The following is a 13,158-nucleotide window of genomic DNA, read 5'->3' as shown; positions in this document are numbered from 1 at the left end:
TCGATTTAAAATTAATCAGATATTGGATGAAAAGAGGGTAAGTGAAGATTATTCAAAAAGTGAGTTGCTTCACAGAGCGAAATTTTTTGCCGCGATTGGCTGTTTGTTTTGAAATTTTAATTCTATATTTAATTCAATTGATGAAATTTCATTTCTTTTGGGTGAAAGTCATCAGTCCGTAAAACAAATATGAAAATCTGATACGTGAGGGAAATATGAAACTGACCACATTACTTGCCGCTAGCGCGATGTTAATAACAGCCAGTGTTGCAGCGAAAGAGTACCAAATTAATCATACTGATAAATTAAAATCATTAAATGATGCACAAAACGAAGCGGTATGGCAGCAAGCTGAAGTGTTAACCGATTTTATTTATCCATGGGAAAAAGAAACGCCACCAAAAACTGATTTCCGCGCACTTTGGAGTGATGATGCCCTTTATTTTCGATTTATCGCGGATGATAAAGATATTCAGCTAGGCGATAATGCAGATAAAGATCAAGCGGTATTAGATTCTGACCGTGTTGAGCTATTTTTTGCTACCAGTCCTGAGCTCAAACCTTATTACACTGCAGAAATGGACCCAAAAGGCCGTACATTTGATGCAAAAGCCAACTACTACCGTGAAGTTGACCCAAGTTGGAACTGGGAAACGTTGCAAACAGTGGGGAAAATGACACCAAATGGTTATGTATTAACGGGGAAAATCGATTTGGATGAATTCACGCGTTTAAATCTATGGCAAGACAAAGACAAGCAAACGTTAATGTGTGCCATTTTACGTGGTGAATTCAGCGCGGGTGAAGAAAAACAAGTGCGCAAATGGATCAGCTGGGTTAAACCTGATTCCGTGAAACCGGATTTCCATATCCCATCAGCCTTTGGTACCTGTAAATTCGTGAAGTAATCTAATAGCCGGTCTTTTATGGCCGGCAAATACCTGTTTTTTCCTTGAATGAACTGTGAGAGCGATCATATTCGCTGACGAAATTATTCATTTATTGTGATTTAATTTGAAATTAAAATTCATATATAGTAATTTTTAATGAAATATAATTTCAATTCGAGGGCGTTTTAATGTCTCTAGCGGAAAATACACTGAGCGACTGCCTACAAAATGAATTCAACCAAGAGACGCTACAGTTTTCACGGTTGGAAACGTTAGCGATGGTCTCCGCCATTAACCAAGCGGATGCGACTGTTGCTGGGGCGATTCAACAAGTACTGCCGAATATTGCGGTGGCGGTTGATGCAATTGCAGAGTGCATGAAACAAGGTGGGCGGTTATTTTATATTGGTGCAGGTACCTCTGGTCGTCTGGCGGTATTAGACAGTGCGGAGTGCCCCCCAACATTTGGTACTTCCCCTGAATTAGTCCAATCCATTATTGCGGGTGGCCATGATGCCATGCTTAAAGCGGTTGAAAATATTGAAGATTCAACGGATGCAGCAATTGATGAACTCAAAAAACGCCAACTTACTGCAAAAGATGTGGTTATCGGTATTGCAGCAAGCGGGCGAACACCTTTTACCCTTGCAGGTATTGAGTATGCCAATGAAATCGGGGCGTTAACTGTCGCGATCACCACGCGGGGTCATGGGTTAATTAGTGACGTGGCGAAATTAGCCATCGCCCCTGACGTTGGGCCTGAAGTGTTATCGGGCTCGACACGCATGAAAAGCGGTACCGCACAAAAAATGATTTTAGGCATGTTAAGCACTTGTGTGATGGGGCGTTTAGGGCGTATTCATACCAATTTAATGGTTGATGTTGTCGCAAGCAATTATAAGTTATTACGCCGAGCAGAGCGTATTGTCAGTGAAGTTTGCGGTATTGATACCGAAGCCGCAGCACGGTTATTAGAGCAAGTGGACTACCATCCACGACGCGCAATTTTGATGTTTGAATTACAAATTAATGCACAGCAAGCAACGGAACTCGTTCAACAGCATCCAAATACTACATTGGATAGCATGTTAGAAACTCGCCGTTAATAAATGGGAAAAAAATGCGGGTAAGTTATGAAAATAGCTGCGCCAACATTAGGGGAACGATATGGCTAATAAAATAGAACATCTGGAAGTACTCGCCAGAGAAATAGAAAAATATGCGGGCGGCTTTGAGAACGTGGCAACATTGACCCACTGTATGACTCGTATCCGTTTAGTCTTAAAGGACAATGAAAAATTTGATGCCGAAGCCTTAAAACAAATTGAAGGGGTTAAAGGCGTTATTTTTAACGGAGAACAACAACAAGTGATTGTTGGCATGGGAACCGCGGCAAAAGTGTTTTCTGTGATGAATAAGCGCATGCAGGGCAGCGGCGCAGCAAGTACAGAAAATACAGAACCTGAAAAGAAAAAAGGTTTCTCAATTCGTCGTACGCTGAATACACTAGCCGCGATTTTCGTACCAACCATTCCCGCTCTAATTGGTTGTGGTCTAATTATGGGGCTGATTAATATTGTTCGATTAGTCGCACCTGAAGTGGTCGATCAGTTCCCTGAATTGTTCAAATTATTAAAATTAATCGGTAGTGCGGTATTTGCTTACTTGTCGATTATGATTGGGGTTAATACCGCAAAAGAGTTAGGGGCATCAACGTCGATTGGTGCTGTGATGGCGGGCTTGTTATCAATGCCAGGGTTAGCGGATATCACCTTATTTGGTTCAAAATTAGTACCAAACAGCGGCGGTATTTTTGCGGTCTTAATGGTGGTGGTATTCTCCTCCAAATTTGAAGTGTGGTTTAGAAGCATCATCAAAGAGAGCTTAGACCTGATAGTGACCCCATTTGTGACTATTTTAGTTTCGGCGATGGTGGCAATCGCGGTCTTCCAACCAGCGGGTCATTATTTAAATCAAATTCTGGCGCAAGGTGTCTCCGTTGCGTTATTAAATAGTGGTGGCGGTGCGGTCGCAACGGGCGGGATCTTAGGCGGTAGCTTCCTGTTCTTGTTGTTAACAGGGTTACACCAAGGCTTAATTCCAATTCACGCAGAAATCTTACAAACCTTTGGTTTAAATTACTTATTCCCAATTTTAGCCATGGGTGGCATGGGGCAAGTGGGTTCTTGTTTCTGGGTATTCTTAAAAACCAAAAACCAACGCCTGAAAAAAACCTTAGTCGGTGCATTACCAGTGGGGATCTTTGGTGTGGGCGAGCCACTGTTATTCGGCGTGTCATTGCCACTGGGTAAACCTTTCATTGCGGGTTGTATTGGCGGCGCAGCGGGCGGGGCATTAATGGCGTTCTTCCATGTGGGGATCATCATCCCATTTGGTACTGCAGGGTTATCTTTAATCCCATTAGTGGGTGATGGCCAAATCCTTGATTTCCTCATTGCCGTTGCAGGCGCATGGATTGTCGGATTCATTGCCAGTATGATAATAGGCTTCACCGATCCTGAAAAATAATTAAATAAGGAATAGCCATGTCGACACTGACGGTAAAACTGGAAAGCTTGCAGACAAGAGGTAAAGGCACTGAACAGCGGATCGCGAAATTTTTACTTGATAATCGCGAAAGCTTAATTGCCATGAATGCCGCTGAATTAGCCCAAGCGGCAGGGGTTAGTAGCGCGTCTGTCATTCGCTTTTCACGCCAAATGGGTTACCGTGGCTATCCTGAATTTAAGGTGGATTACCTCTCTGATGAGAAACAACATAAAGCAGAAAGCCTGTATGGTAATTTGAGTCGTAGCGATGATACTTCTCAAATTATCGCAAAAACGGGGCAAATGTTTATTTCAGCGATTGAAAAATCCCTTGAATTATTAGAGCCATCAATGGTTGACGATGTCGCTAAGCGTATGGTCAATGCCAAACGTATTGTGTTGTTTGGGATTGGCTCCTCAGCGATTGTGGCGAGTGATATTTTCCATAAACTGATCCGAGTAAATAAGCACACATTATTTAGTTATGACCTGCATGTTCAACTGAGCTACTCTGCAAACTTGAGCGCCGATGATTTTGCTATCGCGGTGACTGCGCGTGGAAACACGCAAGAAATCAATAATATGCTGCGCTCCGCTAAAGAGGCAGGCTGTTCTACTGTGGCTTTATGCCGTTTTGGTCAAGATGATGCGACAAAACTGGCCGATTTCACTTTACCGTACTTTTATGATGAACAGCACACGCAGCTTGGTGTCATTACCCCACAAGTTTTGCAGATGGTGACGTTCGATACACTGTTTTTTAAATACCTCACTCTCGCAGACAGTGATGCCGATGCAGCACTGCAAAAAGGGCGGCGAGCCCTGATACAAGGCAAGAATTAATGATTTTAACGGAGTTAGCCATCGGTGCGGTGATCGGGCTGATCATTAGCACCACGGGTGTTGGCGGCGGGGTGATTGTCTTGCCAATACTCACCTACTTTTTCGGCTTAAATGCATTGGCGGCGGTGGCAACGGCGAACTTTTTATCGATGTTGATGAAAGTTTCTTCCTCATATATGCATTTTCGCCTCGGGAATATCCCATTCAAAGGGGCCATGATTGTTTTAGCAATTATGTTGCCAAGTACGTTTTTAGCCAGTTTGTTGGTGACATGGCTGGGTAGCCTTGAGGGGTATGAAAAACAAGTTGAATGGGGGATTAACCTTCTCGTTGCAGCTGCAATTATTTTTTCCCTTTATTTATTTGTACAGAGAATGTTTTTCGCCGCGTCAGCAAAAATTACCGTGGCGCAAACTTCCCAATTGAAATCCATGGCTCTCCCCGCAGTGTTAGCGGGAATTGTTCTCGGGGCAACGGGGGTTGGTGGTGGTGTGGTGGTCTTGCCTATGTTGTTGCGTTATATGCAATTGAATATTAAGCAGGCTATAGGGACATCGATTTTTGTCACAACGGTATTGTCGGGGTCATCTGCCTTAGCTTATGCGCAGGAAGGGTATACTGACTTAAAACTGGCACTTATTTTGTGTGCAGGGGCATTGATTGTGATGCCAGTGGCAAAATATTTACTGATCCACCTGTCTGAGCGCACATTTCAATACATTACCCTGTTACTGATCACCTGTAGTGCGGTTATGATGACACTGAATTTATTTTCTTTTTAAATAGGTAGCCCTATTATTGATATGACAAATAATAGGGCAAGTTAGCTAATCTAAATCCCATTTCTTTAAATGATTCAGTTCTTTTTCCATCTCTTGGTAAATAAAAACGCGCTCATCATTTAAGTCTTCATCTTGCGAGGACGAATAGTGCTGCAAAGTGAAAATAAGTAATCCCGCCGCAATCACAGAAATTAATAAACTTGAAAGGTGTTTCGCCAAGGGTGTGGATTGCGGTGCGAGAACAAATGCACCACTAATAATGGCACCTAAAATAGCCCCGCCGATATGTGCTGCATTATCAATTCCAGACTGCAAACCATTCACTAAAGTTAAAGCAATCATCCCAATGATATTATACAGCGGGCGTTTTAATTGGCTTTTTTCTTCACTGGACAAATTGGGGTTATTCAGGGCTTTTAAAAGGTAAATAACCGAAGCGGCAGCCAGCCCCATGATGGCACCTGATGCACCAATACTGACAGTAATATAAACCGTATTATCAGGTAAATATAAACTGTTCCATGAGTTCATTGATGCACGGCTGGTGGCTTCTCTAATGCTTTCACTGTATTGCCAATAAGCACTAAAGAACGCTGCACCAATACCTGAAAAGAGGTAGATAGCGAGGTATCTGAATTTACCGTATGTTCGTTCACATTCAATCCCTATCACAAAAAGTGCCAAGGTATTTAAGGTGAGGTGAAAGCCCCCGGAATGCAACACCATACTCATCGGGTAGCGCCACCAATCACCCGTCAAGGAGAGTTGGTAAACATTTGCACCAAATATTAATAAGTTATTTTCTTGGGAATCAAGGGGGGCGGCATAAGTAAGCTGATAAAAATAAACGGTGATATTTATGGCGACAATCAATAAAGTGAGTGCCATGGCCCAAATGGAAAACTTCGGTTTATGGGGAATGTGTGTCTCTAAAGGGTCTGCCATTTCAATATCCTATCTCTGCGTTGTATTAGATATATTAAATAAGCAAAGCCATCAGCGCAATTTACCATTATCTGAACTCGTGTATTTGTCTGTTTTTTCAGATTAATAAGAAAATAAAAAAGGCGCATATTTTATGCGCCTTTCAATCTGATAAACAATAAATTAGAACGAAGTACGTTTATAAGTACGGTACTCTGGTTTCCAGAAATTGCGTTCAATGGCTTCATCCAATGCACTATCAGAGGTGACAGTTGCCACGCCTTGAACTTGTGCTTCTTTAGCGACTTGTTTCGCAATAATCCGTGAAACATCTTGGATATCAGATAACAATGGTAATAAAGCCCCTTCGCCATTTTTTGCCAGTGGTGAACAGCTTGCTAATGCGCGGCTAGCGGCCATCAACATGCCATCTGTGACACGTTTTGCGCCTGACGCGATAACCCCTAAACCAATTCCTGGGAAAATATAGGAGTTATTACATTGGGCAATTGGGAATATTTGCTCTTTATACGATACAGGGCTGAATGGGCTGCCTGTCGCAACTAACGCTTTTCCGTCGGTCCAATTGATGATGTCTTCAGGGCGAGCTTCAACACGTGAGGTTGGGTTAGACAATGGCATCACAATTGGGCGTTCACAGTGCTTGTGCATCTCTTTGATGATTTCTTCAGTAAACAAGCCCGCTTGGCCTGAAACGCCAATTAAAATAGTTGGTTTGGCATTGCGAACAACATCTAGCAGTGAAATAGAATCGCTGTCTACATCCCAACTGGCTAAATTAGCACTGTTTTGTGTTAATTTTGCTTGGAAATCGAGTAGGTTAGGGAGCTTATCCGTTAATAAACCAAAGCGGTCAACCATGTAAATGCGTGAGCGAGCTTCTTCGTCGCTTAACCCTTCGGATTTCATTTGGGCAATGATTTGCTCGGCGATACCACAACCCGCGGAGCCTGCACCCAAGAACGTCACACGTTGGTCACTTAATTTACTGCCTGCGGCATTGCTAGCGGCGATTAGACTACCTAATGCGACGGATGCAGTTCCTTGAATATCATCGTTAAAGCAGCACAGCTCATCACGGTAACGGGTTAACAATGGCATCGCATTTTTCTGTGCGAAGTCTTCAAATTGCAGTAAAACATTTGGCCAACGGCGCTTAACTGCTTGCACAAACTCATCGAGGAATTCGTTGTATTCGTCGCCGGTAATGCGCGGATGACGCCACCCCATATATAGAGGGTCATTCAAGCGTTGCGGGTTATTCGTTCCCACATCAATAACAATTGGTAAGGTATAAGCAGGGCTGATACCGCCACATGCGGTATACAGTGACAGTTTACCAATTGGAATGCCCATACCACCGATACCTTGGTCACCAAGGCCTAAGATACGCTCACCATCGGTCACAACGATGACTTTTACATTTTGTTTCGTGGCGTTTTGCAGCATATCGTCAATATGTGCACGGTTCGGATAAGAAATAAATAACCCACGAGCACGACGGTAGATATCAGAGAAATGTTCGCAAGCTTCACCTACGGTTGGGGTGTAGATGATTGGCATTACTTCTGTTAAGTGGGCATCAATCAAGCGATAGAATAAGGTTTCGTTGGTATCTTGAATGTTTCTTAAGTAGATGTGTTTATCGATATCGGTTTTAAAATCAATTAATTGGCGATAAGCACGTTCAACTTGCTCTTCGATAGTTTCAACTTGCTCAGGCAGTAAGCCATGCAGGTTGAAGTTCGCGCGCTCTTCTTCAGTGAACGCACTGCCTTTATTCAATAAAGGGAATTCAAGTAAAATTGGGCCAGCGTAGGGGATATAGAGAGGGCGTTTTGTTTCGTATTCATGTTCCATGAAATATCACTCTTCGGACGATTAATCAACAAAGTCAGGGTAGATCCTAAGCTAAACAGGAAATATGTACAGTAAATAATGATGCAAAATCGTTAAAAATTTTATAGACATAATAAAGAATTTAGTTAAGGAATGAAACTAAAGCGTACTTTTACGTTGTGATTACGACGGGTAGATCACGGTTAGCAACGTAATGGTTTTAATCAACTTTTTAAATTTAAAGGTGTAAATACAGATTTCTTTATTATTTTCTGAATTTGTTAATTGATGTTTATCTTTAGTCTAATAAATGAATTTTTAACTAAATAGCTACAAAATTATATTTTAAAATATCATATATTGCTGCATGTTTTTATTTTTCATAACTTATCAACGTTGTTATTTCTTAAATTACCTTTGATAAGGAGCATTACGTGTTTGGTTTAATTTTGAAATATAAAAAATCGGTGTTATTAACAGTCATTTTCTTCTTGAGTGTTTTTAATTATTCAAAAGCCAATTCTAATTCAGTAGAAACAATCAGAGCAGTCGACCAATATCTTTATGAGAACAAATATGGTTCACCCATTTTTGGCCGCATTGTGGCAGATTACTTTTATTTGGTAATGAAAGAAAAAGGTAAGCCTATCAATAAAGGCTTAATGGATAAACTACATTATGACCATGCGTTAGAAACTCTCACCGTATTAAATAGTAAGCTAATAAAGCAAAGTGCTGGGGAAAAAGTCGCTCGCGATATGACTTACAAAGAAGCCGATGAGTTACATTATTTAGTCATGTTACGTAATAAAATCCCAGAAGAGGCTTGGGTATTAGGCGTCGTGTTTTCTGTATTAGACGAAAAACAAAAAGAATTCTACTGGCAAAAAATCATGGAAGCGTCAGGCGATAGAGGGCAAGAATTATCGGTGATATACAGCTTAATGAAAGTGATGTTAGAAAAAGAAAAAAAAGTAAACGACAAAGAAAAAATCATAATTAATAAATGGCATAAACGGATTGGTAAAATATTATCCATGGCAAAGTATTGACCATATATATGAATTAATCAATCTTGAGGTATAAGAAAAATATGCGATTGAATATTTTTTTAATATTTCCATTATTATTATTTTCGTGTGCTATTAATGCAAACAATCGGCCCGGCTTTGTGTGTGGGAAGTTTAATCATACAATAGTTGAGGTGCCGAGTGACTATGTGTATAACTTTGCAGAATATGAAGGGTATAGCTATTTTGACTCAAGGTTTATTGAAAATAAAAAGGGGTGTGAGGCTAATTTTAGGGTGTTACCATTGAGGATGAGTTGGCCAGAAATGAAACCTGTTAATTATGATGAATATACAACAAAGAAAAAAACGATAAGAATCTCTATTGAAGCATTAAATGACAAGGTAAAGGGGTATCTAGAGCATAAACGTTATATATACCTTGACTGGGGAGAGGAAAAAATAAAAGGAGATGTTGTATATGATGAAAAGCTAGGATTATATTTTAGTGAAGTTAAATTAAAAAAACTAACTAAATATAGTGATTCGGAAAATGATAAGTTTGGCTATTATTGGAAAATAGATAATGATGAGATAACAGACTTTTTCAGATGTATTTGGGTTATCCCTAAGCAAAAGTACAGTAGATGTAATGGGGTTTTTCTTGTTCCTGAATATAAAATAAAAGTAGAGGTTAAGTTAAGTATAGAAGAGTTAATTATTTGGGGTGAAATGAAAAATACGACAATAAATTTTATCAACCAACACATAAAAAATAGGAGTAATATATGGAAAGAGAAACTCACAGGCAAGGGAATATGAAATTAAATAGACATGATATATCTATGGCTTCTAGAATATTGAATGTGACCAATAACCCAGAGATAATGTATACATATTTAGAGGCCAAAGGGGATCGCTATGCAGTATTGGCAAATAGTGTGGTAAAAGGGGACTCATTTTCAGGTGCTTTTGCATTAAATTACTTAGAAGAAGTAATGGAAGAAAATGAACTGGAAATTAATAGTAATAGTCTTAATAGAATAAGGATGGATATGGCTTATGGTTATATAGAAACACTCAAAAGTCGATTTAAAGATGGCGAAATAGAAATAAACGGAGATATAAACCATGAGGAAGCAATGGTATTTCATGAAAATGTTTTTAACAAACATGGATTGCCGGTGGAAGCGTGGACCTTACAACTTGTTTTTGATGTACTCCCTGATGAAGAAACGCGAGAAGTATATTGGCAAAAAGCATTAGAAGCGGTAGGGAATACAGAAAAAGAAGCTGAATTAAGTCTAGGTATCTTAAATACGATGGTTGATAGTATGTATGATGCACCTGCTAGTAAGCAGCCTCAAATACATCGTTGGCTTCGACGGATTGCGGATATAGACAACATTTATGACAGTGGAATTATTACTTTAAAAAATACTTATGATTTTTTTGACTCACCTAAAGTGTATGTAGATATGGATTACATTAAAGGGTTAACATATGAAACAGGTAACCCATTAATCGATAGGGGAACTAACAGATTTTCATTCTGGGATTTTCCATCTGGCGATAATAACCGATTTTCTGTACAAACTGATTGGCGAGGGCAAACTGAATTTGAACATAAAAACCCTCTTTCAGATTACTATCTTGAAAAACCTGATTATATGTTGCCTGAAACGGGTTTATTTGATTCACCATCGATTAATTATAATATTATGATCGTATGATTGATAATTTAAGAGATAGTATGTCATCAATGAATAATTCAATGAGCTCATTTGACGATAGATACTCAATGCCTTCAATGCCAAGTGTACCGGAGTTTAGTTATAGTGGTTATTCTTCTGGTGCATCTTTCAGTTTTAACTGAAATTTAAAATTGATAATAATAAAAGATAAATGTGTACTATGATCGCTTGCAACAATAAACGGTTATTGCTTTCTATTCATCTTATTAGCAATAACCGTTATTTTTAAATAAGTATAAAACTAATCCAAATAAACCAATTCCACTTGTCGGCAACCTAGTGCACTTAAGGTATTTTCAGTGGTACACCATTGTTTCACTATCGCATCTTGCTTTTCAACCAACTTAGCTTGTTCAATGGCATGGATATCTTTACCAGCAAGGTTAATCATAATTAACGCGGCTTGTAGTGGTGGTAAGCTTGGGTTGAATGCCGCATTTTCAGCGTAGCGCCCTGTAAACAGTGAACCATCTTTGAGCTGCACAGCAATACCTGAATGGGATTGACTATAAGGTGCATGGGATTGATTAGCAGCCTCAATAGCGGCACTTAACAGCCTGTCACGGCTTTGGTTGTTATAACCATGCTGAACAGAATCAAGCAATAGTGTCGTAATGTTTAAATCGGCTGGGCCAAATGAATCAGGTAAATAATGGTGTAGTACCGCTGGCTCACGACCCGGTAAATGCACCATAATTTTACCACCTTCGCGTAATTCATTCATAAATTGTCGGCAATGGCCACATGGGGTGTAATTCACGGTGATCGACGTAATTTGCTTTTCGCCTTTCATCCACGAATGGGTGATCGCACATTGCTCCGCGTGGATCACTTGCCCCATCGAAACATGGCTAAACTCCATATTGGCGCCGAAATATAAATTACCACTAGCGCCGCAAGCGATTGCACCAACGTGGAAATGGGAGATTGGTGTAACGGCATAGGCCGCTGCAAAAGGGAGTAGTGAGAATGCTAATTCTGAGTCGCTAACACCGCTTTGCGCTTTAATGTGTTGTACTTGCTCAGCCGTTAGCATTCCGGCGAAATCGGATTTATCAATGATAGGTCTAAGTACAGACTGTAGCTTCTCTGGAAGCTCGGCCCAAGCGGCCTTAAATCTTGAATGCATGAGTTACCCTCCCTATTTAATTGCTTTCATTCTATTCAATAAAGCACATAATGAAATGTGATTTAAATCACTAATTCAAATGAAACATATGAAACAAATTCTTTAATTGAGAGATATATCTCATGTTTTTAGTGTTCAATGATAAGTAAGAGAATATCGTTTTCCCTTACTCATCATATTAACGGGGTGTGTAACTAATAAGATTAGCTAAAAAGATGCAAAATGACAGGAAATATAAATGGAGCACTTAATGAGGTGATCACCCCACAGGTCATCAATGCGAGTGAACTATAAGCCCCCTCAATGTAATTAACTTCAGCGCAACGTGCGGTACCTAATGCGTGGGAAGCCGTTCCCATCGCAAGCCCGCGAGACGCATGGGTGCGAACACGTAGGGCATCAAATAAACTGTGCCCGAACATTGCGCCTAAAATACCCACAAACAGCACGCAAGCAGCGCTAATTGCGGGGATCCCACCAATTGAATCAGCAACCGCCATCGCTATGGGTGTCGTGACTGATTTCGGCAATACGGAGGCGGCGATATCTGGCGTTGCCCCGAGCCAAAATGCAATCGCCGCACCGCTAAACATCGCGACGATACTACCCGCAAAGCAGATACTAAATAGGGATTTCCATTGGGCACGAATTTGGTGCATTTGCTCGTAAAGAGGGAAAGCTAATGCCACAACGGCAGGTTGCAGTAAATCATTCAGGATTTTACTGCCCGCAAAATAATGCTCATAAGAGGTATTAGTGATAACCAATATGGTAATAAGCACCGCAATGGTAATTAATAATGGGTTTAATATTGGCAGTTTAAATTTTACTGACAGTTTGCGAGCAAGATAAAACACCACAATTGTCAGCGGTAATGACCACCAAATGTGCGTTAACATTATTCGTTCCCCTTAGTTTTATCATTATTAATTACCGAAGAAATTGGCTCTTCAGGGGGAAGGGGAACTTCATCAGGTTTAGCGCCGATGACAGGGCGTTCTTTGTGAATATAGTTGGAACTGATAGCGACTACTATCATGACTATTAAGGTGCTGACCATACAAGAAACCACAATCGGGATCAGTTGCTGGCTCAATAAGTCATAGTAATTCATGATCCCCACACCGATAGGCACAAACAGAATGGTCATATTTTTCAATAAAATACTGCATCCGGGTTGCGCCCAATGAGCAGGGATAATTTGCAGTGCCAGTAGTGCAAACAGAATGAGCATACCGACAATACTGCCGGGAATGGCAAAAGGAAGTAGGGTAGAGATAAGGTTTCCGACAATCAGGCAGAGGTAAAGTATTGCGAAAGCGCGCAAATACTGCCATCCCGTTATCAGCACCTGTTTAAATGACATGAGATCCGTCCTGTAGCTTGACATCTATTCATCATACAATTAACTAAAGGAA

At 40.4% G+C, this 13,158-nt stretch carries 13 protein-coding genes; 8 read left to right on the top strand and 5 right to left on the bottom strand.

What is annotated here, in order from left to right:
* Positions 1-215: 215 nt before the first annotated feature.
* From J6836_RS11635 to J6836_RS11615, 5 genes are all read left to right on the top strand, one after another.
* Positions 216-908 (top strand): carbohydrate-binding family 9-like protein, encoded by a 693-nt coding sequence (locus J6836_RS11635; RefSeq protein WP_219244233.1) that lies wholly within the window; start codon positions 216-218, stop codon positions 906-908.
* A gap of 170 nt (positions 909-1,078) precedes the next feature.
* Positions 1,079-1,996, top strand: coding sequence for an N-acetylmuramic acid 6-phosphate etherase (gene murQ, locus J6836_RS11630; RefSeq protein ID WP_219244232.1), 918 nt, complete (start codon positions 1,079-1,081; stop codon positions 1,994-1,996).
* A gap of 61 nt (positions 1,997-2,057) precedes the next feature.
* Positions 2,058-3,419: a PTS transporter subunit EIIC gene (locus J6836_RS11625; RefSeq protein ID WP_219244231.1), complete on the top strand. Its 1,362-nt coding sequence runs from the start codon at positions 2,058-2,060 to the stop codon at positions 3,417-3,419.
* A gap of 17 nt (positions 3,420-3,436) precedes the next feature.
* Positions 3,437-4,282, top strand: coding sequence for a MurR/RpiR family transcriptional regulator (locus J6836_RS11620; protein WP_219244230.1), 846 nt, complete (start codon positions 3,437-3,439; stop codon positions 4,280-4,282).
* Positions 4,282-5,064: a sulfite exporter TauE/SafE family protein gene (locus tag J6836_RS11615; RefSeq protein WP_219244229.1), complete on the top strand. Its 783-nt coding sequence runs from the start codon at positions 4,282-4,284 to the stop codon at positions 5,062-5,064. Before J6836_RS11620 ends, J6836_RS11615 begins: the two co-directional genes overlap by 1 nt.
* A 45-nt stretch (positions 5,065-5,109) precedes the next feature.
* Here the strand turns inward: J6836_RS11615 and J6836_RS11610 are convergent, their stop codons facing one another.
* Both J6836_RS11610 and J6836_RS11605 read right to left on the bottom strand, forming a co-directional pair.
* Positions 5,110-6,009 carry a rhomboid family intramembrane serine protease gene (locus J6836_RS11610; protein WP_219244228.1) on the bottom strand — a complete coding sequence of 300 codons (900 nt, stop codon included), beginning with the start codon at positions 6,007-6,009 and terminating at the stop codon, positions 5,110-5,112.
* A gap of 162 nt (positions 6,010-6,171) precedes the next feature.
* On the bottom strand, positions 6,172-7,869 hold the full coding sequence (locus J6836_RS11605) for an NAD-dependent malic enzyme (RefSeq protein ID WP_219244227.1): 1,698 nt from the start codon (positions 7,867-7,869) through the stop codon (positions 6,172-6,174).
* Between the two features lie 413 nt (positions 7,870-8,282).
* Here J6836_RS11605 and J6836_RS11600 point away from each other — a divergent pair, with 413 nt between their 5' ends.
* The 3 genes from J6836_RS11600 to J6836_RS11590 are packed head-to-tail and all read left to right on the top strand — an operon-like array spanning position 8,283 to position 10,590.
* Positions 8,283-8,900 carry a hypothetical protein gene (locus tag J6836_RS11600; protein ID WP_219244226.1) on the top strand — a complete coding sequence of 206 codons (618 nt, stop codon included), beginning with the start codon at positions 8,283-8,285 and terminating at the stop codon, positions 8,898-8,900.
* A gap of 41 nt (positions 8,901-8,941) precedes the next feature.
* Positions 8,942-9,679, top strand: coding sequence for a hypothetical protein (locus J6836_RS11595; protein WP_219244225.1), 738 nt, complete (start codon positions 8,942-8,944; stop codon positions 9,677-9,679).
* Positions 9,646-10,590: a serine protease gene (locus J6836_RS11590; RefSeq protein WP_255586218.1), complete on the top strand. Its 945-nt coding sequence runs from the start codon at positions 9,646-9,648 to the stop codon at positions 10,588-10,590. The genes J6836_RS11595 and J6836_RS11590 overlap by 34 nt, the downstream gene beginning before the upstream one ends.
* Before the next feature lie 262 nt (positions 10,591-10,852).
* On the opposite strand, the gene cdd is transcribed toward J6836_RS11590, so the two are convergent.
* From cdd to J6836_RS11575, 3 genes are all read right to left on the bottom strand, one after another.
* Entirely contained in the window at positions 10,853-11,740 is an 888-nt protein-coding gene (gene cdd / locus J6836_RS11585; protein WP_219244224.1) for a cytidine deaminase, read from the bottom strand.
* A 203-nt stretch (positions 11,741-11,943) separates the two neighbouring features.
* Positions 11,944-12,639: a CidB/LrgB family autolysis modulator gene (locus tag J6836_RS11580; protein ID WP_219244223.1), complete on the bottom strand. Its 696-nt coding sequence runs from the start codon at positions 12,637-12,639 to the stop codon at positions 11,944-11,946.
* The gene (locus tag J6836_RS11575; protein ID WP_219244222.1) at positions 12,639-13,106 is read right to left on the bottom strand and encodes a CidA/LrgA family protein; all 468 of its coding nucleotides are present in this window, start codon (positions 13,104-13,106) and stop codon (positions 12,639-12,641) included. Before J6836_RS11575 ends, J6836_RS11580 begins: the two co-directional genes overlap by 1 nt.
* Between the last annotated feature and the right edge of the window lie 52 nt (positions 13,107-13,158).

The sequence above is a fragment of the Providencia sp. R33 genome, assembly GCF_019343475.1.
Taxonomy (GTDB): Bacteria; Pseudomonadota; Gammaproteobacteria; order Enterobacterales; family Enterobacteriaceae; genus Providencia.
This window is presented reverse-complemented; position numbering and strand designations above follow the sequence as displayed.

Coding starts and splice junctions, on each gene's coding strand:
- J6836_RS11595 (WP_219244225.1), top strand. CDS start 8,942: ATGCGATTGAATATTTTTTTAATATTTCCATTATTATTATTTTCGTGT.
- J6836_RS11615 (WP_219244229.1), top strand. CDS start 4,282: ATGATTTTAACGGAGTTAGCCATCGGTGCGGTGATCGGGCTGATCATT.
- J6836_RS11610 (WP_219244228.1), bottom strand. CDS start 6,009: ATGGCAGACCCTTTAGAGACACACATTCCCCATAAACCGAAGTTTTCC.
- J6836_RS11580 (WP_219244223.1), bottom strand. CDS start 12,639: ATGTTAACGCACATTTGGTGGTCATTACCGCTGACAATTGTGGTGTTT.
- J6836_RS11625 (WP_219244231.1), top strand. CDS start 2,058: ATGGCTAATAAAATAGAACATCTGGAAGTACTCGCCAGAGAAATAGAA.
- J6836_RS11605 (WP_219244227.1), bottom strand. CDS start 7,869: ATGGAACATGAATACGAAACAAAACGCCCTCTCTATATCCCCTACGCT.
- J6836_RS11635 (WP_219244233.1), top strand. CDS start 216: ATGAAACTGACCACATTACTTGCCGCTAGCGCGATGTTAATAACAGCC.
- J6836_RS11575 (WP_219244222.1), bottom strand. CDS start 13,106: ATGTCATTTAAACAGGTGCTGATAACGGGATGGCAGTATTTGCGCGCT.
- murQ (WP_219244232.1), top strand. CDS start 1,079: ATGTCTCTAGCGGAAAATACACTGAGCGACTGCCTACAAAATGAATTC.
- J6836_RS11590 (WP_255586218.1), top strand. CDS start 9,646: ATGGAAAGAGAAACTCACAGGCAAGGGAATATGAAATTAAATAGACAT.
- cdd (WP_219244224.1), bottom strand. CDS start 11,740: ATGCATTCAAGATTTAAGGCCGCTTGGGCCGAGCTTCCAGAGAAGCTA.
- J6836_RS11620 (WP_219244230.1), top strand. CDS start 3,437: ATGTCGACACTGACGGTAAAACTGGAAAGCTTGCAGACAAGAGGTAAA.